Source organism: Arthrobacter sedimenti (assembly GCF_042652025.1).
Lineage (GTDB): Bacteria > Actinomycetota > Actinomycetes > Actinomycetales > Micrococcaceae > Arthrobacter > Arthrobacter sedimenti.
The window spans coordinates 336,692-363,056 of the sequence record NZ_JBHSDQ010000002.1; the positions used below are offsets into that span (position 1 = coordinate 336,692).

General features: G+C 68.1%; 19 protein-coding genes. 4 read left to right on the forward strand and 15 right to left on the reverse strand.

What is annotated here, in order from left to right; all coding sequences use genetic code 11:
- Nucleotides 1–79: 79 nt before the first annotated feature.
- The 4 genes from ACFO0G_RS06860 to nirB all read right to left on the reverse strand — a co-directional run bounded on the left by ACFO0G_RS06860 (nucleotide 80) and on the right by nirB (nucleotide 6,005).
- Nucleotides 80–949: an FAD-dependent oxidoreductase gene (locus ACFO0G_RS06860; RefSeq protein ID WP_376976871.1), complete on the reverse strand. Its 870-nt coding sequence runs from the start codon at nucleotides 947–949 to the stop codon at nucleotides 80–82.
- Between the two features lie 216 nt (nucleotides 950–1,165).
- Nucleotides 1,166–2,314 (reverse strand): uroporphyrinogen-III synthase, encoded by a 1,149-nt coding sequence (locus tag ACFO0G_RS06865; protein ID WP_376976872.1) that lies wholly within the window; start codon nucleotides 2,312–2,314, stop codon nucleotides 1,166–1,168.
- A 14-nt stretch (nucleotides 2,315–2,328) separates the two neighbouring features.
- Nucleotides 2,329–3,360, reverse strand: coding sequence for a uroporphyrinogen-III C-methyltransferase (gene cobA / locus ACFO0G_RS06870; RefSeq protein ID WP_286402913.1), 1,032 nt, complete (start codon nucleotides 3,358–3,360; stop codon nucleotides 2,329–2,331).
- Nucleotides 3,361–3,362: 2 nt separating this feature from the next.
- A complete protein-coding gene (gene nirB, locus ACFO0G_RS06875) occupies nucleotides 3,363–6,005 on the reverse strand; it encodes a nitrite reductase large subunit NirB (RefSeq protein ID WP_376976873.1) in 2,643 nt (880 codons plus the stop codon).
- Nucleotides 6,006–6,264: 259 nt separating this feature from the next.
- Here nirB and nirD point away from each other — a divergent pair, with 259 nt between their 5' ends.
- Complete coding sequence (gene nirD, locus ACFO0G_RS06880) at nucleotides 6,265–6,645, forward strand: nitrite reductase small subunit NirD (protein ID WP_286402916.1); 381 nt, start codon at nucleotides 6,265–6,267, stop codon at nucleotides 6,643–6,645.
- Between the two features lie 70 nt (nucleotides 6,646–6,715).
- Here the strand turns inward: nirD and ACFO0G_RS06885 are convergent, their stop codons facing one another.
- Both ACFO0G_RS06885 and ACFO0G_RS06890 read right to left on the reverse strand, forming a co-directional pair.
- Nucleotides 6,716–8,464: a phospho-sugar mutase gene (locus ACFO0G_RS06885; protein ID WP_376976874.1), complete on the reverse strand. Its 1,749-nt coding sequence runs from the start codon at nucleotides 8,462–8,464 to the stop codon at nucleotides 6,716–6,718.
- Between the two features lie 57 nt (nucleotides 8,465–8,521).
- Complete coding sequence (locus tag ACFO0G_RS06890; RefSeq protein ID WP_286402920.1) at nucleotides 8,522–9,340, reverse strand: purine-nucleoside phosphorylase; 819 nt, start codon at nucleotides 9,338–9,340, stop codon at nucleotides 8,522–8,524.
- 103 nt (nucleotides 9,341–9,443) lie between these two features.
- Between ACFO0G_RS06890 and ACFO0G_RS06895 the strand changes: the two genes are divergently transcribed.
- Nucleotides 9,444–10,859, forward strand: coding sequence for an NAD(P)H-quinone dehydrogenase (locus tag ACFO0G_RS06895; RefSeq protein ID WP_286402922.1), 1,416 nt, complete (start codon nucleotides 9,444–9,446; stop codon nucleotides 10,857–10,859).
- 127 nt (nucleotides 10,860–10,986) lie between these two features.
- Nucleotides 10,987–11,235: a hypothetical protein gene (locus ACFO0G_RS06900; protein ID WP_376976875.1), complete on the forward strand. Its 249-nt coding sequence runs from the start codon at nucleotides 10,987–10,989 to the stop codon at nucleotides 11,233–11,235.
- 53 nt (nucleotides 11,236–11,288) lie between these two features.
- Here ACFO0G_RS06900 and ACFO0G_RS06905 read toward each other — a convergent pair whose 3' ends face one another.
- From ACFO0G_RS06905 to ACFO0G_RS06920, 4 genes are all read right to left on the reverse strand, one after another.
- The gene (locus ACFO0G_RS06905) at nucleotides 11,289–12,746 is read right to left on the reverse strand and encodes a benzaldehyde dehydrogenase (protein ID WP_376976876.1); all 1,458 of its coding nucleotides are present in this window, start codon (nucleotides 12,744–12,746) and stop codon (nucleotides 11,289–11,291) included.
- 201 nt (nucleotides 12,747–12,947) lie between these two features.
- On the reverse strand, nucleotides 12,948–14,507 hold the full coding sequence (locus ACFO0G_RS06910; RefSeq protein WP_376976877.1) for an FAD-dependent oxidoreductase: 1,560 nt from the start codon (nucleotides 14,505–14,507) through the stop codon (nucleotides 12,948–12,950).
- Entirely contained in the window at nucleotides 14,504–16,675 is a 2,172-nt protein-coding gene (locus ACFO0G_RS06915; RefSeq protein WP_376976878.1) for a molybdopterin oxidoreductase family protein, read from the reverse strand. Before ACFO0G_RS06915 ends, ACFO0G_RS06910 begins: the two co-directional genes overlap by 4 nt.
- A gap of 1 nt (nucleotide 16,676) precedes the next feature.
- Nucleotides 16,677–18,089, reverse strand: coding sequence for an MFS transporter (locus ACFO0G_RS06920; RefSeq protein WP_376976879.1), 1,413 nt, complete (start codon nucleotides 18,087–18,089; stop codon nucleotides 16,677–16,679).
- Between the two features lie 278 nt (nucleotides 18,090–18,367).
- Here ACFO0G_RS06920 and ACFO0G_RS06925 point away from each other — a divergent pair, with 278 nt between their 5' ends.
- Nucleotides 18,368–19,777, forward strand: a complete 1,410-nt coding sequence (locus ACFO0G_RS06925; protein ID WP_286402933.1) for an MFS transporter — start codon at nucleotides 18,368–18,370, stop codon at nucleotides 19,775–19,777.
- Between the two features lie 148 nt (nucleotides 19,778–19,925).
- Here ACFO0G_RS06925 and ACFO0G_RS06930 read toward each other — a convergent pair whose 3' ends face one another.
- The 5 genes from ACFO0G_RS06930 to ACFO0G_RS06950 form a co-directional block, all read right to left on the reverse strand.
- Complete coding sequence (locus ACFO0G_RS06930) at nucleotides 19,926–20,657, reverse strand: glutamine amidotransferase (RefSeq protein ID WP_376976880.1); 732 nt, start codon at nucleotides 20,655–20,657, stop codon at nucleotides 19,926–19,928.
- Nucleotides 20,658–20,787: 130 nt separating this feature from the next.
- The gene (locus ACFO0G_RS06935) at nucleotides 20,788–21,225 is read right to left on the reverse strand and encodes a YybH family protein (protein WP_286402936.1); all 438 of its coding nucleotides are present in this window, start codon (nucleotides 21,223–21,225) and stop codon (nucleotides 20,788–20,790) included.
- Nucleotides 21,226–21,241: 16 nt separating this feature from the next.
- Nucleotides 21,242–23,053 carry an acetyl/propionyl/methylcrotonyl-CoA carboxylase subunit alpha gene (locus ACFO0G_RS06940; protein WP_376976881.1) on the reverse strand — a complete coding sequence of 604 codons (1,812 nt, stop codon included), beginning with the start codon at nucleotides 23,051–23,053 and terminating at the stop codon, nucleotides 21,242–21,244.
- A gap of 130 nt (nucleotides 23,054–23,183) precedes the next feature.
- Entirely contained in the window at nucleotides 23,184–23,828 is a 645-nt protein-coding gene (locus ACFO0G_RS06945) for a Maf family protein (RefSeq protein ID WP_286402938.1), read from the reverse strand.
- Nucleotides 23,829–23,837: 9 nt separating this feature from the next.
- A complete protein-coding gene (locus tag ACFO0G_RS06950) occupies nucleotides 23,838–26,360 on the reverse strand; it encodes an MMPL family transporter (RefSeq protein WP_376976882.1) in 2,523 nt (840 codons plus the stop codon).
- Nucleotides 26,361–26,365: the final 5 nt, after the last annotated feature.

Consider the following 26,365-nt stretch of genomic DNA (forward strand, 5'->3'; position numbering starts at 1 on the left):
CGGCATTGACTCGGTTTCGGAAACCATCTTGTCACAGCGGCGCGCACCCAAAGCAGGCACCGGCACGCAGGCACCCCTGTCAGGCAGCCGCCTGCAGGGCCGGCGCAGCCGAAGCGGCCGACAGCAGTTGCGTTGCACAGGTGCCCGCCGCCGAAGCGGCTGCCACCAGCAGCCCCAGCCGCACGCCGTCGAACGCTGCGGCGTCCCCGATCGCCCAAATCCCCGGCACCGAGGTGCGGTAGTCGCGGCTGATGACGATGCCGCCAGCTGCCGCCGTCTGCAGGCCTGCGCTGGCCGCCAGGCCGTCCCGGGAGACGCGCTCCTCCGCTAAAACGACCAGGTCCCCGGTCATGCTGCTGCCGTCTTCGAAGACCACCGCGGATGCGGATACGCGGGAAGCTGGACCGGACACGACGGCAGGGACGATGGCGGCCGGCCGGGCGGTGGTGCGGATGGGACGTACGCCTTTGGCCCGCAGGACTGCCTCGGCCTGTCCTGCCGCCGCACCGGTCCCGACCAGGATTCCCACCGGGCGCCGGCCCAGCTCCCGGGCCACCTTCTGCACGCCTTTCGCGACACGTGGTGCGTCGTCGATGGTGGCATAGCTCAGGCACTGCGCGGCACCGTCCACCGGGCCGGCCACGGGGGCTGATCCGGTGGCAATCACCAGCTCGTCGTAGGCGAATTCCATCCCGTCAGCAGTGGCCACCGTGCGGTTGGCGGCGTCGATATGGCTGGCGGGCTGGCCGAACCGGACGGAGACCTGGGGGAGCATGGCCAGCTCCAGCAGTTCCTCGGGGGCGTCGTCGCGGTTGCTCAGCACAGTGATGGTGCCGGTGAACCTGGCCTTGTCCAGCTGCGCCACCAGGGCCTGGGCAGCCGGGCCGGCGCCGGCAATGACGATGCGGGTTGCGGTGGAGGAGGACTGGGAGGGTGCCGGAGCGGACATGTGCTGGCCCTTTCGCTGGCGGCCGCGGGGCGGCCGGAACTCTGTGATGGAACCCAGCGTAGGCTTGCGCTTTTTCCGGCAGGTTTCCCCGCAGTTGCTGTTTCAGGGCCCGGTGTTCGCCAGTATTTACCGGCCGGTAACACAACCCGTGACCCATCTCTCATCCGGCAGCCGCAGGACACATTCCACTCCGCGGCACCCCCCCCGAGATGGGGCTTAGATGCGGATCCGGTACCCGCGCTTGACCACCGTTTCGATGAGCCTGCCGTCCGGCAGGGACGAGCGCAGCCGGCTCACGGTCATGTCCAGCGCATGCACTGATCCGCGGAGTTCCAGCAGGTCGGAGAGCGATTCACGGGACAGGACCGCTCCGTCGGCACCAAGCAGGGCGCGCAGGAGCAGCAGGGGAGCGGGCGCCAGTTCCACCTGTTGGCCGTCAATGCGGAGGCAGCGGCCGCGAAGCTCGATGTTTCCGGAGCGCGTCTCCAGCCGGCGGACGTGGTTCAGTGCCAGGTGCTCGCACACCAGGCGGATGAGGGCGCCCATGCGGAACCGTTCGGGGATCAGCGGCGTGATGCCGGCGTCCAGGAGCGGCTGCGCGGTCACGGGACCCACCACGGCGGTGGTGACGTTCAGTTTCAGGCTCTCCACCAACTGCTTGTAGAGGCCCATCTCATGGGCGGTGCTCCACATCGCATCCACTGCGGGGGCGCTGGTAAAGGTCAGGACGTCCAGGTTGCCGCTGCACGCGGCTTCGATCAGCCGCGGAAGCCGGTCCTCGCCCTCGGGCTTGACCCAGCGGTAGGGCGTGACGGTCAGGACCGTGGCGCCGGACATCCGCAGCCGCTCGATCTGACGGACATCGGTGTAGCCGTGCAGCTGCATGGCGACGGTTTTGCCGCGGACGCCTTCAGCGAGCAGCATGTCCACCAGGGTGGAGGTGGTTTCGTCACTGCTGATGCCGACGTCGGCAAGGCCGGCCGCGCGCACGGCACCGCGGGCTTTGGGTCCCCGGACGAACATGCGGCAGTTCCCGAGCGTTTCCAGCAGTTCGTCGCCGATGCCGAAGGAATCCGCGGCCTCGCACCAGCGGCGCATCCCGTAGGCGGTGGTGGCGATGCACAGGTCCGGCTTGGCCGCGATGATGGCGCGGGTGTCCTCGATGAGGCGCAGGTCTTCCTGGACGGGGGCGATCTTCAGCGCGGGGGCGTGCAGCACTTCGGCGCCGCGCCGTTCCAGGGCCTCGATGAGGTCGCGGGACCGCCGGTCCGAGGTGACGCCGATGCGGAATCCCTCCAGCGGTGACTCGGCGGCATCGGTTGCTTCTTCAGCCTGGGGCGTGTGGGCCGGTGCAAGTGCGGTCATGGGGGTCAATCCTTTCATGATCCCAGCAGCGACGCCGCCAGCCTGTCCAGGTCCGCTGCGGCTCCGACGTGCTGCCGGTTGGCTTCAGCCACCCGGACCACCTCGCCGATGACCAGCACCGCGGGGTTGCTGCAGCCGGCAGCAGCGGAGGTGATGGTGCCCAGGTCCGCAATGGTTGTGCGCTGGCCGGGCCGGTAGCCCCGTTCCACCACGGCCATGGGCATGTCCGGCCGCATGCCGGCGCGTCGCAGCCCTGCCGCGAGCTGGTGGAGGGTGCCGATGCCCATGAGCACCACAATGGTGCCGCCCAGGCCGGCCAGATGTTCGTGCTCCTTTTCCGTGAGCGGGGCGTGCCCGGAGACCACAGTGAACAGATGGCTGACCTCGCGGTGCGTCACAGGAATCCCTGCGGCGGCCGGAACGGAGATGGCACTGGTGACGCCGGAAACTACCTGGACCTTGACGCCGGCGGCGACGCAGGCGGCCACTTCTTCGCCGCCGCGGCCAAACACATAAGGGTCCCCGCCCTTGAGGCGCACCACGTTGTTGCCCGCCAGCGCGCTTTCCACCATCAGCTTTTCGATGTCCGCCTGGCTGACCTTGTGGTGCCCAGGCTTCTTGCCGACGTCGACAAGCTTGGCGGACGTCAGCAGCGGCAGCTCCTGGTACGGGGCCAGGCGGTCGTAAAAGACGACGTCGGCGTCCCGGAGCGCCTTGACGGCCGCCACCGTGAGCAGGTCGCTGGTGCCGGGACCGCCGCCCACCAGGGTGACGTGGCCGGCAGAGCCTGCCGCAGGCTCCGCGGCAACAGGGATGCCGGCTTCCCGGCAGCGGTCCAGGAACGTGACCCAGCCGGGCTGTCCGTCCGCGACGGCGGCTACCAGGAACAACTCCTCCGGCAGTCGGGTAAGGGTGGCGCTGTGCGGGGTCTCCAGGCGGTGCACGACGGCGCCCGCGGCTTCGTAGCGGCGCACCGCCTGCCGCGCTGCAGTGGCGGAGCCGGCCACCAGGACGTCCCGGCCGGTGAGGTCGATGCTGAGCTGCATGGTTATGCCTCGTTTTCCGTGGTGTCCGTCGTTGATGTGCGGACCGGGATGGCGGCTCCGATCAGGACCTTTCCCTTTTCCTCGGGGGTGGCGGGACGCATCTGGCCGCGCTCGTCCGGGACGAAGCTGATCGAGTCGTCCTTCTGGTCCGGGGCATTGACGAAGGAGCGGAACCGGCGCAGCCGCTCCGGGTCCTTCAGGGTGTCTGCCCATTCGTCCACGTAGGTGTCCACGTGCTTGGCCATGGCTGCCTCGAGGTCCTCGGCGATGCCCAGAGTGTCCTTGACCACCACGTCCTCGACGTGGTTGATGCCGCCGTCGAGCTCCTCCTGCCACCTGGCCGTGCGCTGCAGGCGGTCAGCGGTGCGGATGTAGTACATGAAGTAGCGGTCGATGTACTTGATGAGGGTCTCGTCGTCCAGGTCCTTGGCCAGGAGCTGGGCATGGGCAGGAGTGGCGCCGCCGTTGCCGCCGACGTACAGGTTCCAGCCGTCCGCGGTGGCGATCACCCCAACGTCCTTGCCGCGGGCCTCGGCGCATTCCCGGGCACAGCCGGAGACGCCCATCTTGAGCTTGTGCGGGCTGCGCAGGCCGCGGTAGCGCAGTTCCAGCTTGATGGCCATGGCCACCGAATCCTGCACGCCGAAGCGGCACCAGGTGGAGCCGACGCAGGACTTCACGGTGCGCAGGCTCTTGCCGTACGCCTGGCCGGATTCGAAGCCGGCGTCCACCAGTTCCTTCCAGATTTCGGGGAGCTGCTCCAGCCGGGCGCCGAACATGTCGATCCGCTGGCCGCCCGTGATCTTGGTGTACAGGCCGTACTTCTCGGCGACGGCGGCAATGACGCCAAGCTTCTTGGGGGTGATCTCGCCGCCGGCGATGCGGGGGACCACCGAGTACGTGCCGTCCTTCTGCATGTTGGCCAGGGCACGGTCGTTGGTGTCCTGGAGGGTGCCGCGCCCTGCGTCCAGGACGTAGGCGCTGTTCTGGCTGGCCAGGATGTTGGCGATGGTGGGCTTGCAGATGTCGCAGCCGGCGCCGGTACCGTACTTGGCCATGATCTCTTCGAAGGAGGTCAGCTCCAGGACATGGATGGCGTCGAACAGTTCCTGGCGGGACAGTTCGATGTGCTCGCAGAGGGCCTTGGAAACCTCGACGCCGGACTTGGTGAGCTCGGTTTCCAGCAGCTTCTTCAGCATGGGCACGCAGGATCCGCACTGGGTGCCGGCGCGGGTGCAGCCTTTCAGCTCACCGAGTTCCTGGACCGGGGCGTTGCCCTCACAGGCGCCGCAGCCGTTGATGGCGTCGCGGATGCTTCCGGCAGTTACGTTGTTGCAGGAGCACAACGTGGCGTTGTCCGGGAGCTCCGTTTCGGGGGCTTCGCCGCCTCCTGCCGCGCTGAGGAAGGCGCCGGGCTCGGCGGGCAGTTCGCGGCCCAGGAGCGGCCGCAGGCTCATATAGGGCGAGGCGTCGCCAACGAAGATGCCGCCCAGCAGAGTCTTGGCGTCATCTGTGGTCACGATTTTCTGGTAGACGCCGCGGGCGGGGTCGGCGTAGACGATCTCCAGGGCGTGTTCGGTCCTGGCGAAGGCGTCGCCGAAGCTGGCCACGTCCACGCCGGAGAGCTTCAGCTTGGTGGCCGTGTCGAAGCCGGGGAAGGTGGCGTCGCCGCCGTGCAGGCGGTCCGCGACGATCTCGGCCATGGTGTTGGCGGGGGCCACCAAGCCCAGGCACATGCCGCCGAAGTTGGCCACTTCACCGATGGCCCAGATGCCCGGGACTTCGGTGGCGCAGAAGTCGTTGATCACAACGCCGCCGCGCTGGCCCAGGCTGAAGAGCTGCTCCTCGCCCTCGGCCGCGCGGAAGAGCTCGTCGCGGGGCCTGACGCCGACCGCCACGATCACCAGGTCTGCCGGGATAACGCGTTCGTCAGCCATCAGCACTCCGGTGACCTGGCCGTCGTCGTCCGTCAAAATCTGGCTGGGGAACACACCGCCGTGCACTTCGAAGCCCTTCGCCTCGATGAGGCGGCCCAGGGCCTGGCCGGCGCCCTCGTCCAGCTGGGTGTTCATCAGCCAGGGTGCACCGTTGATGACCACGGGGGTGGCACCCAGCTGCTCGGTGCCGGCAGCCGACTCGAGGCCCAGGAGGCCACCGCCGATGGTCACGGCGTTGATTTTGCGGCCAAGCTTTTCGGTGAGCTTTGCAATTGCCTTATTGATGGCCCAGACATCCTCGAGGGTCCGGTAGACATGGGCGTGCTGAGCGCCCGGAATGGGGAGGCGGACCGGGTCCGAGCCGGTGGCCACCACGAGCTCGTCGTACGGGTAGGCGTTCCCCGCGGCGGTTTCCACCGTCTTCGCCGCGGCGTTAATCTTCACCACGCGCTCGCCGGTCTTCAGGACCACGGAATTGTGATCCCACATGGCAGCCGCGCCCAAGGTGAGGTCCACGCCGGTATCGGTGAGGGCCTTGGAGAGCGCCACCCGGTCATAGGGAAGGTGGGCTTCCTCGGTGAGGACAGTGACCTGCCAGCCGTCGAGGCCCCGGGCATGCATGGCGTCCGCAAAACGGTGGGCCGCGGGGCCGCCGCCGGCGACGACGATGCGGCGCGCAGTCTCTGTGCTTGAAGTCTGTTCGGTCACTGTGGGCCTTTCGCATGGGCCGCAGACGGTGCTCTGCAGCTTGTGCCTCCAGCCTAGGAAGGGGCAGTTTCGCCTCAGTTTCCCAATTGTTTCGTCAACTTAACTTCTGCATCACGGACGCATTTCCTCCCGGGTTAGGTCTCTTTTACGCGCCCGACACATGCATCGCACCCTGATGAAACACCCGGACCCTAGCGTGGGATACGGCCGCAGATGCAGCGGCTGAAAGGACCAACAGGCACAGGGAAAGGAGCCGGACATGACGGCAACACTGGAACTTGGGGCGCTCGCCGCCGAATCAGACCTCGCCGGATTTGAGGCCGGCTGGCACCGTGTCTGCACGGTGGATGACCTTGAACCTGCCTGGGGCGAGGCTGCCCTGGTTGCCGGCCGCCAGGTGGCGCTCTTCCGTACCGGGCCCGACGAAGTTTTTGCAGTGGCGCACGAAGACCCGGCCACCGGGGCCCACGTGATGGCCCGTGGCATCCTGGGCTCCAAAGGCACCCGGCCCACCATTGCCTCGCCGCTGCACAAGGAGGTCTACGACCTTGAAACCGGCGAGTGCTTCAGCACCCCCGGGCTGCGCCTGGCCACGTACAGCACCAGGCTCAGCGGCGGCTTCGTCGAGGTGCAGCTGTAAGGCTTCTCCAACAAAAAGGGGCGCCGGGCTTTGAGTAAGCCCGGCGCCCCTTTTCGTGCTTACGGACCTGCTACAGCCCCAGCGCTTCGCTGACGTCGTGCAGGACCTCGTCCAGGGAAGCCCGGGCCGCCTGGCGTGCGGCCGGCAGCTCCGCGGCGGATCCCACCTGGTGGATGACCTCCAGGTAGCACTTGAGCTTGGGCTCCGTGCCGCTGGGCCGGATGATCACCCGCGTCAGGTTCCGGGTGATGTAGAGCAGGCCCTCGGTGGGCGGCAACTGGGCGCTTCCCTCGGCAAGGTCGGTGAAGACCTCCACTGCCGACTGCCCAAACGCTTCCGGCGGCGAAACGCGCAGGCGGTTCATCATGGCGTCCAGCAGTCCCAGGTCCGCGACCCTGATGCTGAGCTGGTCGCTGGCGTGCAGGCCGTGCTGGAGGTACAGCTCATCCAGGGTGTCGAAGACCGTCTTGCCTGCCGCTTTGGCGGTGGCGGCAAGTTCGGCGATCAGGACCGCGGCGGAGATGCCGTCCTTGTCCTTCACCTGGTCCGGCGCCACGCAGTATCCCAGTGCCTCTTCGTACCCGTAGACCAGGCCGGGAACGCGGGAGATCCACTTGAATCCGGTCAGTGTTTCCTGGTGCGCGAAGCCGGCAGCATTGGCGATGCGGGCCAGCAGCCGGGAGGAAACAATCGAATTGGCAAAGACGCCCCGGCCGTCGGCTTCGTCGCCGGGGGCGCCGTCCGCGAGCCGGGCCACCATGTGCGCGCCCAGCAGTGACCCCACTTCATCGCCGCGGAGCATCCGCCAGGCGCCGGTGTCAGGGTCTTTCGCCGCGACTGCAGCCCTGTCGGCGTCGGGGTCATTGGCGATGACAATGTCGGCGTCCAGCCGCACGGCCGCCTCCAGGGCAAGGTCCAGCGCGCCCGGTTCCTCCGGGTTGGGAAAACTGACGGTGGGAAAATCGGGGTCCGGTTCCGCCTGCTCGGCCACCACGGTGACATCCGTGAAACCTGCCGCGTTCAGCACGTCCAGCGCAGTGCCGCCGCCCACACCGTGCAGCGGGGTAAGGACGATCTTCAGGTCGCGGGCCGGGAAGCGCTCCGCCATGGCGAGTGCCGCCGTCGTCCGTTCGTACCCGGCGGCCAGCGAGCCGTCCAGGACGGTCCAGCCGTCCTCAGCCAGTGCTATTGATTCCAGCGGTCCCACCGCGCTGATGCGTGCGGCAATTTCGGCGTCGTAGGGGGCCACGATCTGGGCACCGTCACCATCAGCCGCCACGGCGTGCCGGCCCAGGTACACCTTGTACCCGTTGTCCTGGGGCGGGTTGTGGCTGGCGGTCACCATGACGCCGCCGTCGCAGCCCAGGGCGCGGACCGCGTAGGCCAGCAGGGGAGTGGGGAGGGCAGCAGGCAGCAGGAATGTCTCGATGCCGGCCGCGGTGAAGATCGCCGCCGTCTCCTCCGCAAAGACATCGGAATTATGCCGGGCGTCATAGCCGACGACGGCGCGCGGCCGGGTGCCGGCCGCCGCTTTGGCCACGGCGTCCACAAGGAAGGCGGCGAGCCCCGCGGCGGCGCGGCGCACCACCACCCGGTTCATCCGGTTGGGCCCGGGGCCAAGCGCGGCGCGCAGGCCCGCGGTGCCGAACTGCAGCGTGCCGCGGAAGCTGTCTTCCAGTTCCTGCCGGGCCGCCGGATCGCCGTCGTCGGCAAGGCGGACAAGCTCCAGGAGGGACGCCCTGGTTGCGGGATCCGGGTCCTGGGCAGCCCATTCGCGGGCCTCGGCGGGCAGGCGGAGTTCGGCATCGGCAGTGGTCATGGGCACAACGCTATCGTCATTGCAGGCCGCCGTGATGCACCCGGGTGCGTGGTCCTGCTAGAGCCGGGCGATGATTTCGGCCAGCAGCCTGGAGATGCGGGGCCCCGCAGCCTCGCCGGATTCAAGGACTTCCTGGTGGCTCAGCGGCTGGGGGCTGATGCCCGCGGCGAGGTTGGTGACCAGTGAAATGCCGAACACCTCCATCCCGGCGTGCCGCCCGGCGATCGCCTCCAGCGCCGTTGACATGCCGATCAGGTCGGCGCCGATCCGCTTGGCGTACTGCACTTCCGCCGGGGTCTCGTAGTGCGGGCCGGGGAACTGTGCGTAGACGCCTTCGTCCAGGGTGGGGTCGACTTCGCGGGCGAGTCCGCGGATCCTGGGTGAGTAGAGGTCCGTCAGGTCCACGAACGTGGCCCCCTCCAGCGGTGAGGCCGCGGTGAGGTTGATGTGGTCCCGGATCAGGACCGGTGTGCCGGGGGCCCAGGCCTCGTTGAGCCCGCCGCAGCCGTTGGTGAGGACCAGGGTGTTGCACCCTGCGGCTGCCGCGGTCCGGACGCCGTGCACCACGGCGCGGACGCCCTTGCCTTCGTAGTAGTGGGTGCGGGCGCCCAGGACCAGGGCGCGCTTGCCGCCCTTGGTCAGCACGGAGCGGATGGTGCCCACGTGACCCTCGACGGCGGGGGAGTGAAAGCCGGGGACTTCCTCGGCGGACAGGGTGGCGGTGGTCTCGCCGATCAGGTCGGCGGCCTCGCCCCAGCCGGAGCCGAGGACCAGTGCGGTGTCATGGCGGTCCACTCCGGTTTCTTCCGCAATATAGTCTGCAGCGGCGCGGGCGGCGGCGAACGGGTCCGTGTTCAGGAAGTCTGTTGTACTCACCAGTACAAGTTATCCTGCCGGCACTGTTACCCCTGTCACGGCGGCCCGCAGGCTGCCCTGTTTTCTTGGTGGTCAGGCGGTAAATGGGCGAGAATGGATGACTGTGACTACGCACCCAGATTTCAGTTCCCCCCGGATCGCAATCCTGGGAGGTGGTCCCGGCGGATACGAAGCCGCCATGGTGGCCGCCTCGCTCGGAGCCACGGTCACCATCGTCGAACGCGCGGGCCTGGGCGGCTCCGCGGTGCTGACGGACGTGGTTCCGTCGAAGACCCTCATCGCCACGGCGGACCTGATGACGCGCGTTGCGGAGGCCGGCGAGCTGGGTGTGAAGTTCGACGTCGACGGCGGCGACTTCGTTCCCGTTATGCGCGCCGACCTCAAGCACATCAACGACCGCCTCCTCACCCTGGCCCGCACCCAGTCCCAGGACATCCGCGACGGCCTCGAAAAGCAGGGCGTCCGCATCATTGCCGGTTCCGGCCGCCTCCTGGACAGCCACACCATCGAGGTCCTCACCGTGGACGGCACCGAGACGATCGAAGCGGACACCGTCCTGCTGGCCGTGGGTGCGCACCCCCGCGAACTGGACACCGCCCGCCCGGACGGGGAACGGATCCTGAACTGGACCCAGATCTACAACCTGGATGAACTGCCTGAGGAACTCATCGTGGTGGGCTCCGGCGTGACCGGCGCCGAATTCGCTTCCGCCTACAACGGCCTTGGCTCCAAGGTCACCCTGGTCTCCAGCCGTGACCGCGTGCTGCCGGGCTCGGACGTTGACGCCGCAGTGGTCCTGGAGGAAGTCTTCGAACGCCGCGGCGTCCGGGTCCTGTCCCGCTCCCGCGCGCAGACCGTCGAACGCACGGACGACGGCGTGGTGGTCACCCTCTCCGACGGCACCAAAGTGACCGGCAGCCACTGCCTCCTGTGCCTCGGTTCCATCCCGAACACCGCCGGCATCGGCCTCGAGGAGGCGGGCGTGGCGGTCAGCGACAGCGGCCACATCAAGGTGGACGGCGTGTCCCGCACCACGGCCCCCAACATCTACGCTGCCGGTGACTGCACGGGCGTTCTTCCGCTGGCTTCCGTGGCCGCGATGCAGGGCCGCATCGCCGTGGCGCACTTCATGGGCGACGGCGTTACCCCGCTTAAGCTGCACCAGGTGGCATCCAACATCTTCACCTCGCCTGAAATCGCGAACGTTGGCGTGTCCGAGGCTGAGATCGAGTCCGGCAAGTACCAGGCCGACATCATCAAGCTCTCGCTGAAAAGCAACGCCCGCGCCAAGATGCGCAACGCCAAGGACGGGTTCGTGAAGATCTTTGCGCGGAAGGGCTCCGGCACCGTGATCGGCGGTGTGGTGGTGGGACCCAACGCGTCCGAACTGATCTTCCCGATTTCCATCGCGGTCAAGCAGAAACTGCACGTGGACGACGTCGCCAGCACCTTCACGGTGTACCCGTCGCTGACCGGCTCCATTTCCGAGGCAGCCCGCCGCCTGCACGTCCACATGTAAGGCTCCCGCCAAACGCGGGGCTGGACCCCTCCGGGGCCCTCTGCCTAGACTCGAACCAGGCGCGGCCGGGAATTTCCATGAAGTTCCCGGCCGTTCCTGTACCAGCCGTCGACGCAAGGAGGGGCCCATGGAACTGCAGGACGTCAAGTGGAACGAGCAGGCACGGGAGAAAATCCTGCTGGATGCTGACCGGGCACTGCAGGAAGCGGTCCGGGAGGCGGCTTCATCGCTGTCCGGAGCCGGCAAGGAAAAGGTGTACGAATTCCTGTTTGAAAAGCTGAAGGGCCAGTTCGTGGACTTCCAGCCGGGCCCGGACCTCACCGAGTACGCCGAGGCCGTGGCCGGTGGGGAGTTCGATTCAGGACCAACGGCTTAGAAGCCCCACAGTTTCCCGCCAAGGGGTTTGAAAGCCTTGGCGGGAAACTGTGTTTAAAACGGATACGGGGCGATGTCCGGTCGCATGGTGAGCCACTGGATTTCGGTGAAGGACTCCATGTTGGCGTGGTGGCCGCCGATCCGTGAGCCGTTGCCCGAATCCTTCATGCCGCCGAACGGGGAATTGGCTTCGTCCGAGACTGTTTGCTCGTTGATATGGACCTTGCCGGAGTCCAGCTGGTCTGCAATGGTCATGGCCATGCCGACGTCACCCAGGATGCCGATGGACAGGCCGTATTCGCTGTCGTTGGCCAGGGCCACTGCTTCCTCCACGGTGGAGAAGCTGGTTACCGGGGCCACGGGCCCAAAAATTTCATCTTTCCAGGCCGGACTGTCCTGCTTAAGGTCCACCAGTACCGTGGGCTGGTAGAAGCGCCCATCGTGGGTGCCGCCCGCTGCCACGCGGGCGCCGCCCTTTACCGCCTCCTGGACGATGCCGTCCACGCGGTGCAGCTGCCGCTCATCGATGACCGGTCCCAGCGCCACGGTGCCGCTCTTCGGGTCACCGACCGGCAGGTGGGCGGCCTTTTCGGACAGCGCGGCGACGTAGTCGTCGTAGATGTCCTCGTGCACGATATGCCGGCCGGCTGCCATGCAGATCTGGCCCTGGTGCATGAACGATCCGAACGCGGCGGCCGACGCTGCCTTGGCCAGGTCCGCGCCCGGCAGCACGATCAGCGCGTTGTTGCCGCCAAGCTCCAGGTGGGCGCGCTTGAGCAGGCGTCCGGCGGTTTCGCCGATCTTCCGGCCGGCCGCCGTCGAGCCCGTGAAGGCGATGACGCGCACTTCCGGTGCCTCCACCACGGCGGCACCGATGTCTGCGCCGCCGGGCAGCAGCGACAGCAGCCCGGGCGGCAGGCCGGCCTCCTCGAAGATCCGCATCAGGGTGACTCCTCCGCAGACAGCGGTCCGCGGGTCCGGTTTGAGCAGCACCGCGTTCCCCAAGGCCAGGGCAGGGGCGACGGCGCGGATGGAGAGGATCAGCGGGAAGTTGAACGGTGCGATCACGGAGACGACGCCGACAGGGCGGCGCCGGGCAAAGGACCAGCGGTTCTCGTTGGAGGTGAGCACATCCCCGGCCGGCAGCGAGGGCAGCGCTGAAGCGTCGAAGCATTCGTTGGCGGCGATGTGCGTTTCCAGGCCAGCCTTGGGGGCAATGCCGCCCGATTCCCGGACGATCCAGTCCTGGACCTCCGCGGCGTGCTCCTCCCAGAGCCGGCCCGCGCGGCGCAGCACGGCGGCGCGCTCCTCCGGGTTGCGCGCGGCGCAGTCCTTTTGGGCCTTCGCCGCCACTGTTGCAGCCTCCCGGACGTCCTCCACGGAGGCGATTCCGTAGTTGCCCAGCTGCGCGCCGGTGGCTGGTTCAACGCTGGTTCCGGTTCCGCCGCCGCCTTTGCGCCAGCCGTTGAGGTAGATGTTGCCGTCCCAAAGGGCGGAATCGAGGAGGGACATCGGTGTCCTTTCGTCGTGAACTGCCGCGACTCGATGTCACGGGCGGGCGGAGTCCGGAACACCGCCCAGTCATTGGTGGTGCCTTTACCTTCGCCGCCTTGTTCATGCGCCGTCAACTATGGTTCCCTGACCGAGCTTGCGGGGTTAGGGGAAGGCTGGGTGGGGCCACGGCCGCCGGGTTCCCTGACCGAGCTTGCGAGGTTAGGGGAAGGCTGGGGAAAAGTGCCCTTCGATGAGGCCCTTGATGTCCTCGTGGCAGCCACCGCAGCCGGTGCCCGCGCGGGTGGCCTTGGAAACGTCCGCCACGGTGGCGCAGCCAGCCGAGACCGCCGCCGTGATGGCAGACCCGCTCACTCCGGCACACCGGCACACGGTTCCGGCTGGATCCACCGGGCCGGCGCCTGGCAGCTGGTCCGGACCGTCCAAGCGCAGGAGCAGCGACCGGTCCGCGGGCAGTTCAGCGCCGCGTTCAAAGAGCCCCACCAGCTCGGCGGCCGTGCGCGGCATGCCCACTGATACCAGGCCTTCAAGGACGCCCCCGCGCGTGGTCATCTTGACGTACCGGCCGTGCTCCGGGTCGGCCCATTGGGAGACCTGCAGTCGCGGCCGGCCGGTAGCGGCACCCGCCGTGAGGGCCTCCTCATCCCAGGGGTCCGCCGAGTTGTCGCCGGCTACGGCCATGTTCATGCCGCGGGCCTTCAGGACCACGACGCCGGGCTGTTCCGGCGGGAGCGCAGGCAAGAGTTCCGCCTGGGCAGCCGCCCCTTCCGCCAGGAGCGTGAGGTAGCCCCCAAGCCACTCTGCCTGCCGCCAGCCCGGACCCACCAGCCCGGAGGGCCCCTTGGCACTGCGGCATTCGGCGCAGGCCGGGTCAGGGCAGCGGACCTCGGCGCAATCACCAATGGCAAAAATGTGCGGTTCGTGGTGCGCCCGCAACCGGTGGTCCACCAGGATCCCGGCGCCGGTGGGCAGCCCGCATCCCTCGGCCAGTTCGGTCCGGGGACGGACACCGCATGAGATGACCAGGAGATCGCCGTCAATCGCGGACCCGTCATCGAGCAGCAAGGCCGAGAAGCCGCCGTCGGGCCCGTTGTGCTCAATCCCCGTGGAGCGGGCGTTGCCGGCCACGCGGACGCCGCACCTCCGCAGGCCAGCAGCCAGGACCGCTCCGCCGCCGCGGTCGATGCTGCGGCCCAGCGGGTGCGGGCCGTTGTGGACCACCGTGACGGTGGCGCCTTCCTCCGCCGCGGCCAATGCCGTTTCCAGGCCCAGCACGCCGCCGCCCAGCACCACCACCCGCTTGCCGCCGTCCACAGCCTCGCGCAGCACGCCGGCGTCGCGGAGGTCCCGCAGTGCCGTGACGCCCGCGGGAAGGACAGGGGTGGAGGGGTCGGGGTTGATGCCGGTGAGGTTGGGGATCACTGGCCGGGATCCGGTGGCGAGGACCAGCCGGTCGTAGTGGACCGCCGCCCCGTCCGCGAGCAGGACCTGCTGCCGCGCCCTGTCCATGCGCTTCACCCGCACACCCAGGCGGACGTCCACGCCCTGCGCGGCCAGCTCGGCAGCATCGGCAAGGGCCAGCGCGTCGGCGGTGGTCCGTCCGACGCCGAGATCGGCCACGAGCACCCGGTTGTAGGCGGCTTCGGCTTCAGCCCCCACCACGGTGAGCCTGACGTCGCCGGAGTGCACGGCGGGCAGCAGTTCGTCCACCAGCCGGGCAGCCACGGGACCGAATCCCACAATGACAATCCGCTCGCTCATGAGGCCTCCGTTGTTTGCAGCATCCGGGCGGAATCAGGTGCGGCCACTGGCCGGACCCACACGGTGTTGAACTTGAATTCGGGCATTCCGGAGACGGGATCGGTGGCCGCTTCGGTTAGCCGGTTGGCGCTTTCGGCACCCGGGAAGTGGAACGGCAGGAAGACCGTCTCGGGGCGGATGGCGGTGCTGAGCTCGGCCCGGCACACCACCTCACCGCGGCTGTTCACCACGGAGACCAGGGTGCCGTCTCCAATGCCCATGGCGTGGGCCGCCGCGGGGTGGAGCTGCACCGTGGCCTCCGGCTGGGCCGCGAGGAGTTCAGCCACCCGGCGGGTCTGGGCTCCGGACTGGTAGTGCTCCAGGAGGCGGCCGGTGATGAGGGTCATGGCTTTGGCAGCGGGGCCGGGGTTGGCATCGGGCGTACGACGGCGGCGCGGCGCCACCGGGACCAGCCGCGCCTTGCCGTCGGGGTGCGCAAAGCGGCCCGTGAACAGCCGCGGCGTTCCGGTGCTGCCGGCCGGGTAGGGCCAGTAGGCGGCCTCGCCCCGGTCCAGCATGGCGTAGTCGATGCCGGAGTAGTCCGCCGGGCCGCCCGCGGAGGCGCGCCGCAGCTCCTCGAAAACCGTTTCCGGGTCCTCGCTGTAGGTGGAGGGCGCGTCCAGCCGCTCGGCCAGGCGGGCCATGATCCACAGCTCGCTGCGGGCGCCGGCGGGCGGGGAGACGGCGCGGCGGCGGCGAAGGACGCGTCCCTCGAGGTTGGTGAGCGTGCCGTCCTCTTCCGCCCACTGGAGCACCGGGAGGATGAGGTTCGCTTCCGCAGCGGTCTCGGACAGGAAGAAGTCGCAGACCACCAGGAAGTCCAGGCTTCGCAACCCGTGGATCACGGCGTTGGCGTCAGGGGCTGCAACGGCAATGTTGGACGCGTGCACGAAAAGGCACTGCACGCCGTCGGACTTTCCCAGGGACTTCAGGAGCTGGACGGCGGGGAGGCCGGGGCCGGGGATCAGGTCCTCGGGGACGCCCCAGACGGCGGCGACGTGCGCGCGGGCGGCGGGGTCGGTGATCTTGCGGTAGCCGGGGAGCTGGTCCGCCTTTTGGCCGTGCTCGCGGCCGCCCTGCCCGTTGCCCTGGCCGGTCAGGGTGCCGTACCCGCTGCGGGCAGTGCCCGGCAGGCCCAGCAGGAGGCTGAGGTTGATGGCGGCGGTGGCGGTGTCGGTGCCGTCCACGTGCTGTTCCACGCCTCGGCCGGTGAGGATGTAGCTTCCGCCCGCCCGGGCTCCGGCCGCAAGCATGCGGGCCGTCTGCCGGACCAGCTCTGCGGGGACGCCGGTGATCGACTGGACGCGTTCGGGCCAGAAGGCGTTCACGCTGCGGACCACCGCGCTGTAGCCGGAGGTGCGCTCCTGGACGTAGGCGGTGTCCACCAGGTTTTCATGGATGACCACGTGGGAGAGTCCCAGCAGCAGGGTGAGGTCGGTGCCGGGCAGCGGTTGCAGGTGGAGGCCAGCGCCGTCGGCCGTAAAAGCCGCAGTGGCGGAACGGCGCGGGTCCACCACGATCAGCCCGCCGGCATCGCGCGCACCCTTGAGGTGCTGGACGAAGGGCGGCATGGTCTCGGCAACGTTCGAGCCGAGCATCAGGATGGTGCTGGCGGTATCCAGCGCTTCCACCGGGAAGGGCAGGCCGCGGTCCACGCCAAAGGCCCGCATCCCGGCCGCCGCCGCGGAGGACATGCAGAATCTTCCGTTGTAGTCGATCCGCGAGGTGCCAAGGGCCAGCCGGGCGAACTTGCCCAGCATGTAGGCCTTCTCATTGGTGAGCCCGCCGCCGCCGAACACGCCGACGGCGTCCGCACCATGCCGGGCGCGGGCCTCCCTCACCGCCTGCGCGGCGAGGTCCAGGGCCTGGTCCCAGCCGATGGGCCGGTGCACGCCGTCGGGTCCCTTTAGCAGGGGCTCGGTGATCCTGCCTCCGTGGTTTAGGAGGCTGGCTGAGGTCCAGCCCTTGCGGCACAGGCCGCCACGGTTGGTGGGGAAGTCCCGGCCCTGGACGTCAAGGGGAGCCGCGGGGGTGGAAAGTGCCACCGGAACCGGTCCCGCAGCGGGGGTGAGCGTCATGGCGCACTGCAGGGCGCAGTAGGGGCAGTGCGTGTCGGCGCTGTTGGCCATGCTAGATGTGTCCCATCGCGTTCCGGCCGGCGTTGCGGATGTAGCAGGCCCAGCAGACGGCCAGCATCAGGACGTAGGCTCCGACGAAGCCGTAGAAGGCGGGGGTGTAGGAGCCGGTGGCGGTGCTGGAGGCGTTCAGGACCTGGGGGATGACGAAGCCGCCGTAGGCCCCGATCGCGGAGATCAGGCCGAGAGCAGAGGACGCCAGGCGCTGGGTGGCCACGGCGCTTGCGCCCTTGCGTGCGGCCCGGCTGGAGGTGGCGAAGATGACCGGGATCATCCGGTACGTGGCGCCGTTGCCGAAGCCGCTGGCGGTGAAGAGCATCAGGAACAGGACCAGGAAGAGCAGGAAGTTCTTCAGCGGCAAGGTCCAGACCATGGTCAGCGTAATCACGGCCATGGCGGCGAACGCCGAAACGGTCATCCGGGCTCCGCCCATGCGGTCCGCCATGCGGCCGCCGTAGGGGCGGGCCAGCGAACCCACCAGCGGGCCCAGGAAGGCGAGCGAGAGGGCCACGGTTCCCACACCGATGCTGGAGAACCCGGGGAAGTAGTCCTTGATCAGCTTGGGGAACACGCCGGCGAAGCCGATGAAGGAGCCAAACGTCCCGATGTACAGCAACGCCATGATCCACAGGTGCGGTTCCTTGAGCGCGGCCACGGAGCCGGCCACGTCGCCCTTGGCGCTGGTGAGGTTGTTCATGTACTTGAAGGCGCCGAACGCGGCCAGCAGGATGAAGGGGACCCACATCCATCCGGCCAGGGGAAGGTTGACCGTGCCGGCGGCCAGCAGGGTGATCACAATGGGAACGGCAAGCTGTGCGACGGCGGCACCGAGGTTTCCGCCCGCGGCGTTCAGGCCCAGCGCCCAGCCCTTTTCCCGGGCTGGGTAGAAGAAGGTGATGTTGGCCATTGAGCTGGCGAAGTTGCCGCCGCCGAAGCCGGCCAGGGCCGCCACCAGGAGCATGGTGCCGAAGGGGGTTTCCGGGTTGGAGACGCAGAGGGCCAGCCCGATGGAGGGGATCAGGAGCAGCAGGGCCGACACGATGGTCCAGTTCCGGCCGCCGAAGCGGGGGACCATGAACGTGTAGGGGATGCGGAGCGTCGCGCCCACCAGGCTGGGCATGGAGATGAGCCAGAAAATTTCCGACGTGGAGAAGGTGAAGCCGGCGGCGGGAAGCTGGACCACCACGATGGACCAGAGCTGCCACACCACGAAGCCGAGGAACTCGGCGAAGATGGACCAGTTCAGGTTGCGGCGGGCGATGCCGCGGCCCACGGACTCCCACTGTTCTTTGTTCTCCGCATCCCAGTTGGCGATCCAGCGGCCGGGGCGGAATTCAAGGGCAGGGGTGTCTGTGGTGCGGGCAGGGCCGGGCTGTACGCCGGTTTCGACAGTGCGGTCAACAGTCACGGTTTACCTCCTTCAGGGATGGGGTTTCCTCAAACCTAAGGACGGCTCGTTTCGCGGACAGTCGATGTTTGTAAACGCGCTGTGACTTTTGCCTATCCAGCCCGGGCGGCCAGCGTGAGGCGACAGCGGACGAGCGGAATGTGAGACGCACAATACGTGTCCGCATAATGGACGTTTCGTCCATTGAATGGACGGGGGCAAGTAAGATTGAACTCTAACAACTTGAGCCGGGAGGCAGTCCTGCCTGTGCCCGGCCGGTCTCACGAAAGCGTTTACCTATGTCATCCACCGATACCACCGCGCTGCCAGGTGCACAGCAGCCGGTGAACTCCCGCGGCCGCGTCATCGTGGCCAGCCTGATCGGCACCACAGTGGAGTTTTACGACTTCTATGTCTACGCCACCGCCGCCGTCCTCGTCTTCCCGAAGCTCTTCTTCCCCAGCGCGAACGAAACCACGCAGCTGCTGAGCTCCTTTGCCGTGTTTGGCGTGGCCTTCATCGCCCGCCCCCTCGGCTCGATCATCTTCGGGCACTTCGGTGACAAGTTCGGCCGCAAGGGCACGTTGGTGGCTTCGCTGCTGACCATGGGTATTGCCACGTTCCTCATCGGATGCCTCCCCACCGCACTGGTTCCGGGCTGGGAGTTCCTGGCACCGGCCCTGCTGGTGGTCATGCGCTTTGCCCAGGGCCTGGCGCTCGGCGGCGAATGGAGCGGGGCCGCGCTGCTGGCCACCGAGAACGCCCCCGCCAACAAGCGCGCCATCTACGGCACCTTCCCGCAGCTCGGCGCCCCGATTGGCTTCATCATCGCCAACGTCATCTTCCTGGTGGCAAGCTACACCCTGACCCCGGAGGCCTTCGCCGCATGGGGCTGGCGCGTGCCGTTCCTGCTCAGCGCCGTCATGGTGATCCTGGGCCTCTATGTCCGGCTCAAGCTGATCGAAACCCCGGCCTTCACCAAGGTGGTGGAATCCAATGAGGTGGCCAAGCTGCCGCTGGGCCGCGTCTTCAAGGGCAGCTGGCGCCAGCTGATCCTGGGCACCTTCATCATGCTGGCCACGTACGTGCTCTTCTACCTGATGACCACGTTCACGCTCACTTACGGCACCAAGCCAACCCTGGAGGGTGCCAAGGCTGCAGCCGAAAAGGCCGGCAAGCCGATGTCTGAAGCCGCTGCCGCCGCGTTCGTTCCCGGCCTCGGCTACAGCCGGAACGACTTCCTCTGGATGCTGATCGCCGGCGTCGTCTTCTTCGGCATCTTCACCCTGGTCTCCGGACCCCTGGCCGAAAAGTACGGCCGCCGCAAGATGCTCATCGCCGTCACCGCCGGCATCTTCGTGTTCGGCCTGCTGTTCGTCCCGCTGTTCAGTGGCGGCTTTGTGGGCACAATGGGCCTGCTGATCCTTGGGTTCTCGCTCATGGGCCTGACCTTCGGACCAATGGGGGCACTGCTGCCTGAATTGTTCCCCACCAACGTTCGGTACACCGGCTCGGCCATCAGCTACAACTTCTCCAGCATCCTGGGTGCCGCAGTGGCGCCGTTCATCGCCGTGGCACTGTGGGAGTCCGCCAAGGGCAGCCCGGTCCTGGTCGGTGTGTACCTGACCTCAATGGCAGTGCTCACCCTGATCGCGCTGTTCCTTACCCGCGAAACCCGGGACGTGGACTACGAGAACAACGTGGCCTGACGCCCAGCGTGCATTCCAGCCCGGTTAGCGGCTGAATTGCCCGGCCTGTTTCCTGCAATGGCAGGAAACAGGCCGGGCATTTTGCTTTCTGTGCCAGGTAACCGGGCAGGAACGCACGACGCCGGGCGGCTGGTTCAGGCGGGCGGGTTCAGCGGGCGTAGCGGGCCACGAAGTTCTTCAACACGGCCATGGGCTCCGTGACGGTGAACTGCCGCGCTGCCGCCATCAGCTCCTCCGCTGATTCGGGCGGGAAGTAGCCGGCGTGCCGGTAAATGTCGATGCGGGTGACCAGCCCATCGGCGTCAAGTTCGGGGTGGAACTGCGTGGCGTAGAGATTGGCCTTGATGCGGAACATGTGGACCGGGCAGGAGGCGGCCCGTGCCAGCAGCACAGCATGCGGGGGCAGCGAGCTGACGGCTTCCTTGTGCCCGGTCAGCGCTGTGAAGGTTTGCGGCATGCCCTGCAGGATGGGGTCCTGCAGTCCCTCCTCCGTCAGTTCCACCTCCACGGCGCCCAGCGGCTCGCCGTAGGTCCGGTCGATCACAGCGCCTTGATGGCTCCCGAGCGTGCCCACTCCATAGCAGGCACCCAGGAACGGGAAATCGAGGTCCACCAATTGGTCCAGGAGTGCTGCCAGCTCTTGCTCCACCCGGTGCTGGACGGGGCTCTTGTGTTCGGGCGGGTCGCTGGAGGTGAACGGGCTGCCGCCGACGATCACGCCGGAGTACCTCGAAAGGTCCAGCGAGGGCAGGGGAGCGGCCTCGAGCCGGACGGGGATCAGCTCCCGTTCTTCAAGCCCGCCGTACCTCAGGTAGGCGGCATATTCGTCCTCCGCGGCGGCATCCTCCGCACGGGTGGCCAGGAGCAGGAAAGGCAGCATGTGCTAAGTCTGCATCCTGGACGGGCCTCCGGCCAGCGCCTGGCCCTGGAGCCGGGCCTGCCGCCGGCCCGGTGAGGCTGTGTGCCACCGGGCCGGTGAAGCTGTCTGCAGGGTCAGGCTGTGTCCTGGCTCAGGCCGGCGGCTGCGTGAGCGAACGGCGGGACTGGGGCCGGGCAGCCGGGTCCGCGTGGCGGTGCACCAGCTTCCAATAGCCTTCCTCGCGCCGGAAGATGCTGCTCACGCGCAGCGCGAACTCCTCCGTGGTGGCCGCTCCGTCAAGCCGGGCGCGGAAGTGCTCGGTCTCCACCAGGTAGGCGGTGTCGCGGGCCGTGTAGGAGGTTACGGTGTCGAAGCCCAGCATCTCGCCGTCGCGGAACTGCCGCGCGGCCTGGTCCAGCCGGGCCTCCACCTGGGCCCAGCCGCGAGCGATCCCGCCGAACGGATTGGCCAGGGTGACGTCGTCCAGCCGGGAGTACAGTTCCTTGATGGGGGCCGGGTTTCCCCGCGTGATCTCTGGAACCGCCTGGTGGTAGCGGTCCACTTCTTCCTGGAAGCTTGGTGCGAGCATGGCTGCCGGGCCGCCTCTAGTCCTCGATGGTGGCGATGATGGCGCCCGCGGACACCGTCTCGCCCGCAGTGGCGGTCAGGCCCGTGATGATGCCGGAGCGGTGCGCGGTGAGGGGCTGTTCCATCTTCATGGCCTCGAGGACCACCACCAGGTCGCCTTCGGATACCGTGTCGCCGTGGGCCACGGCCACCTTGACGATGGTTCCCTGCATGGGGGAGGTCAGGGCGTTGCCGGTGGCGGCCGCCGGGCCTGCGGAGCGGGAGCGCTTCTTGGACTTGCCCGGCTTACCGGTGGCGGCCGCTGCGGATCCCGGAGTGCCCAGGGACGCGGGAAGGACCACCTCAAGGCGCTTGCCGCCCACCTCCACCACCACGCGCTGCCGGTCCTCGGCGGAGCCGTCAGTATCGGCAGCCGCGTCCGGGGTCCATGCCGGCAGGTTGTTGGTGAACTCGGTTTCGATCCAGCGGGTGTGGACCTTGAACGGGCCTTCGGCAGGCGCGAACGCGGGGTCCGAGACGACAGCGAGGTCGAACGGGATGACGGTGGGAATGCCCTCCACCACCATCTCCTCCAGGGCGCGGCGCGCACGCTGCAGGGCCTGGGGTCGGCTGGCGCCGGTGATGATGAGCTTGGACAGCATGGAGTCGAAGTTGCCGCTGATGACGTCGCCCTGCTCCACGCCGGAGTCCACGCGCACACCGGGGCCGGTGGGGTTCCTGAGGACGCGGAGGGTGCCGGGGGCGGGCAGGAAGTTCCGGCCCGGGTCCTCGCCGGTGATGCGGAATTCGATGGAGTGGCCGCGGACTTCGGGGTCGCCGTAGCCCAGTTCCTCGCCGCGGGCCAGCCGGAACTGTTCGCGGACCAAATCGATGCCGGTGACTTCCTCGGAGACGCAGTGCTCCACCTGAAGGCGGGTGTTGACCTCAAGGAAGGAAATGGTGCCGTCCTGGCCCACCAGGAATTCGCAGGTGCCCGCGCCCAGGTAGCCGGCCTCTTTCAGGATGGCCTTGGAGGATTCGTACAGGCGGCGGTTCTGGTCCTCGGTGAGGAACGGGGCCGGGGCCTCCTCCACGAGTTTCTGGTTGCGCCGCTGCAGTGAACAGTCGCGGGTGGACACCACCACGACGTTGCCGTGGGAGTCGGCCAGGCACTGGGTCTCAACGTGGCGCGGAGCGTCCAGGAAGCGTTCGATGAAGCATTCACCGCGTCCGAATGCGGCGGTGGCCTCGCGGACGGCGGATTCGTACAGTTCGGGGATTTCTTCCCGGGTACGGGCAACCTTGATGCCGCGCCCGCCGCCGCCGAAGGCAGCCTTGATGGCCACGGGGAGCCCGTACTGGTCCACGAAATCGAGGACTTCGGCAGCGGACTCCACGGGGTCGGCCGTGCCGGGCACCAGCGGAGCACCGACTTTTTCGGCGATGTGCCGGGCCTGGACCTTGTCGCCCAGGGCGGAGATGGCCTCGGGGGAGGGGCCGATCCAGGTGATGCCGGCCTCGATCACGCGGGCTGCGAACTGGGCGTTTTCGGCAAGGAAGCCGTAGCCGGGGTGGATGGCATCGGCGCCGGACTGGCGCGCGGCGTCGATGATCTTGTCCATGACCAGGTAGGACTCGGCGGCGGTGGTGCCGCCCAGGGCGTAGGCCTCGTCAGCTAGCCGGACGTGCAGGGCGTCGCGGTCCGGGTCGGCGTAGACGGCAACGGAGGCGATGCCTTCGTCCCGGGCCGCCCGGATGATGCGCACGGCGATTTCGCCGCGGTTGGCGATCAGCACCTTTGTGAGGCTCGGCTGCGTGGTTCCTGCGGACTGCTCCAAATTTGCTGACAAGGCGTCTCCTTCTTTCCTTCAGGGAGCCTAGCGCGGTTTTGAGGGTTCCGCCGATATTACTTGCGGAATCCGCGTGAAAAGCAGTCTTCCTTTGTAGGGAAGCTACAAGCTGTGCGGAAAACGGACTGCTTTACCGGTGGGGCCAGAGATCCGTGATGCGCACATTGGCGGCAGCGAGCAGTCCGCGCAGGGTGGAGACAGAAAGGCCGACGACGGCATGCGGGTCGCCGTCGACCTTCCGGATAAAGGCCCCGCCCAGACCGTCGATAGTGAAGGAACCCGCGCAGTGCAGCGGTTCACCGGTGGCGATGTAGGCGTCGATCTCTGCCGGCTCCATGTCCAGGAAGGAAACCTCGGCGGAGGCGACCGCCCCGAGCGTGGCGCCCGAGCCGCGGCCGCCGCTGCCGTCGTCGTCCGTGTCCCTGCAGTCCACCAGCCAGTGGCCCGTGTGCAGCACGCCGGCCCTGCCGCTCATCCGCAGCATCCGCTCGCGGGCGACGTCGGCGGTGTAGGGCTTGCCGTGCGCCTCGCCGTCGAACTCGAAGACGGAGTCGCAGCCCAGCACGAGCGCCCCCTCCGCCTCTGGAAGGGACGCGACGGCCTCCGCCTTGGCCCGGGCCAGCAGCAGGGCGGTGTCGTGCGGGTCCGTGACGCCGTACCGTTCCTGGACGGCGGCCTCGTCGACGTCGGACACCAGCACGGCGTGCCGGATGCCGGCCTCGGCCAGGAGCTTGGTGCGGGCGGGGGACTGGGAAGCGAGGATCAGATGGAGCACGGCTTCAGCCTAGTGGACCAGCTCGCCGGAAACCGGTGCGGCCTGTCCGCGGTTGAGCTTGGCGCCCTCCACGTCCACGTCCGGCAGGATCCGGTCGAGCCAGCGGGGCAGCCACCAGGACCTGGCGCCCAGCAGGTACATCACGGCCGGCACGATGGTCATGCGGACCACGAAGGCGTCGAATAGGACGCCGAAGGCCATGGCAAAGCCCAGCGGCCGGACCATGGTGAGGTGGCTGAAGATGAAGCCGGAGAACACGCTCACCATGATGATCGCCGCGGCCGTAACCACAGCTGCCGCGTGCCGGAAGCCCACCCGCACCGCTTCCTTTGCTGATGAACCATGCATGTAGGCCTCGCGCATGCCGGAGGCGATGAACACCTGGTAGTCCATAGCCAGGCCGAACAGCACGCCGATCAGGATGATGGGCAGGAAGCTCAGCACGGCGCCGGGGTTGGCCACATCGAAGACGTTCCCCAGCCAGCCCCACTGGTATACGGCAACCACGGCCCCAAAGGCTGCGGACAGGGACAGCAGGAAGCCGCCCGTGGCCAGCAGCGGGACCACGATGGAGCGGAACACCAGCAGCAGCAGGACCAGGGAAAGTCCGACGACGATGGCCAGGTAGGGCGGCAGGGCGTCGCCAAGCTTGGTGGAGACATCCACGTTGCCGGCGGTCTGCCCGGTCAGGCCCATGGTGACGTCGTAGTCGGCCTTGATTTCCCCGTTGAGGCCGCGCAGTTCGGAGACGACCTTGACGGTGCTGGCGCTGGCGGGGCCCTCCTTGGGGATGACCTGGAACACGGCGGTGCGGCGGTCTTCGCTGAGGGCCACCGGTACGGCGGCCACCACGTTGTCCACGGCACGGAGCTTGTCCGCGATGTCGTACTGCAGCTTCTGCGCCTGGGCCGCATCCAGGTTCGCGGGGAACTCGCCCACGGCCACGATCGGTCCGGTGACGCCTTCACCGAAGCTGCGGGCGGTCAGGTCGTAGGCCTGGTAGGCCTCGGACTCCACCGGCTCGGAGCCGCCGTCCGGCAATGCCAGCTGGAGCTGGGTGGCGGGAAGGGCAAGGGTGCCCAGCAGGAGGATGCCGGCGATCAGTGCAATCCACGGGTGCTTGGTGACCAGGCCGCCCCAGCCGCGGGTGCTGCGTTCGCGGTCGAAGGCAAGGTCTGCCGCCTCGTGGTCCGGTTCGGCGTTGTGTGCCTCGGACTTGGCCCAGGCGCGTTTGGAGATGATGCGCCGGCCGATGAGGGACAGCATGGCGGGGGTCAGGGTGATGGCGACGAGGACGGCCACGGCCACGGTTCCCGCCGCCGCGAGGCCCATGACGGTGAGGAACGGCAGCCCGGGGACCACCAGGGCGGCAAGGGCGATGATCACGGTAAGGCCGGCGAAGACGACGGCGTTGCCGGAGGTTCCGTTGGCCCGGGCCACGGACTCTTCAGGGTCCATGCCGGCCAGGAGCTGGGTCCGATGCCGGTTGACGATGAACAGGGAGTAGTCGATGCCGACGGCGAGGCCCAGCATGAGGGCCAGCATGGGGGAGATGGAGCTCATGTCGAACAGGCCGGACAGGGCGAAGGTGATGCCCACGCCCACGCCGACGCCCATGATAGCCATCAGCAGCGGCAGTCCGGCCGCCACCAGCGTGCCCAGCATGAGGATGAGGACCAGCGCCGCCACGGCGATGCCGACGATTTCCGCCGTGCCGAAGAGGGCCGAGATGTCCTCGGTGATTTCCTTGCTGGCAAAGGCCTTGACGCCCGCGGAGGACGTCTCGTGGGCGATCTCCTGTACCTGCTTGCGGACGGCCGGGGCCAGACCGTTGATGGAGGTGTTGAACTGGACCTGCGCCACGGCGGCTTTGTTGTCTTCGGAGACGAAGCGGATGGCCGAGGCGGCCTGGGCCTGGCGTTTGCCGAGTTCCAGCTTGGCCTTGTTGGCCTCCAGTTCCTGGGTGCCGGCGTCGAGCTTTGCCTGGCCCTGCGCCAGGGCGGCCTTCTGCTGGCCCAGCTGGGCCTCGATCAGCGCTGCCGGGGCTCCGGCGGCAGTGAGCTGCTGCTCTGCTGCCGCCAGCTGTGCCTTTCCCGCCTCCAGCTGGGCGCGGGAGGCATCCAGCTGCGATTGGCCTGCCGCCAGTTGCTGTTCGCCATCGGTGATGGCCTTGCCGGCCTGGTCCACCTGGGCCTGGGTGGCGAACGGATCTACCGTGCCGCGGACCTCGGGCAGGTCTTGCAGCTTCTTCAGTGCATCCGTGACGGCCGCGCGGCTCCCGTCCGTGAACCCGCCGTCGGGGGCTTCGAAGACGATCGTGGCGCTTCCGCCGGAGGCGGCAGGCAAATCCTGCTTGAGCTTGTCCGCGATCCGCTGTGTCTCGGTGCCCGGGATCTGGAAGTTGTTGGACAGCGTGCCGTGGAAGGCCGCGGCGGAACCGCCGACGGCCACCAGCACGGCAAGCCAGAGGGAGATGACAAGCCAGCGCCGGCGGTAGGAGAACTTGCCGAGGCGGTAGAGGAGGAGTGCCATGCGGG

What these genes read in the sequence shown, in the direction of transcription:
- ACFO0G_RS06860 (WP_376976871.1), bottom strand. Translation starts at nt 949, where the DNA reads ATGTCCGCTCCGGCACCCTCCCAGTCCTCCTCCACCGCAACCCGCATC.
- cobA (WP_286402913.1), bottom strand. Translation starts at nt 3,360, where the DNA reads ATGCAGCTCAGCATCGACCTCACCGGCCGGGACGTCCTGGTGGCCGGC.
- ACFO0G_RS06865 (WP_376976872.1), bottom strand. Translation starts at nt 2,314, where the DNA reads ATGACCGCACTTGCACCGGCCCACACGCCCCAGGCTGAAGAAGCAACC.
- ACFO0G_RS06950 (WP_376976882.1), bottom strand. Translation starts at nt 26,360, where the DNA reads ATGGCACTCCTCCTCTACCGCCTCGGCAAGTTCTCCTACCGCCGGCGC.
- ACFO0G_RS06915 (WP_376976878.1), bottom strand. Translation starts at nt 16,675, where the DNA reads ATGGCCAACAGCGCCGACACGCACTGCCCCTACTGCGCCCTGCAGTGC.
- ACFO0G_RS06900 (WP_376976875.1), top strand. Translation starts at nt 10,987, where the DNA reads ATGGAACTGCAGGACGTCAAGTGGAACGAGCAGGCACGGGAGAAAATC.
- ACFO0G_RS06930 (WP_376976880.1), bottom strand. Translation starts at nt 20,657, where the DNA reads ATGCTGCCTTTCCTGCTCCTGGCCACCCGTGCGGAGGATGCCGCCGCG.
- ACFO0G_RS06905 (WP_376976876.1), bottom strand. Translation starts at nt 12,746, where the DNA reads ATGTCCCTCCTCGATTCCGCCCTTTGGGACGGCAACATCTACCTCAAC.
- ACFO0G_RS06885 (WP_376976874.1), bottom strand. Translation starts at nt 8,464, where the DNA reads ATGACCACTGCCGATGCCGAACTCCGCCTGCCCGCCGAGGCCCGCGAA.
- ACFO0G_RS06935 (WP_286402936.1), bottom strand. Translation starts at nt 21,225, where the DNA reads ATGCTCGCACCAAGCTTCCAGGAAGAAGTGGACCGCTACCACCAGGCG.
- nirD (WP_286402916.1), top strand. Translation starts at nt 6,265, where the DNA reads ATGACGGCAACACTGGAACTTGGGGCGCTCGCCGCCGAATCAGACCTC.
- ACFO0G_RS06910 (WP_376976877.1), bottom strand. Translation starts at nt 14,507, where the DNA reads ATGAGCGAGCGGATTGTCATTGTGGGATTCGGTCCCGTGGCTGCCCGG.
- ACFO0G_RS06925 (WP_286402933.1), top strand. Translation starts at nt 18,368, where the DNA reads ATGTCATCCACCGATACCACCGCGCTGCCAGGTGCACAGCAGCCGGTG.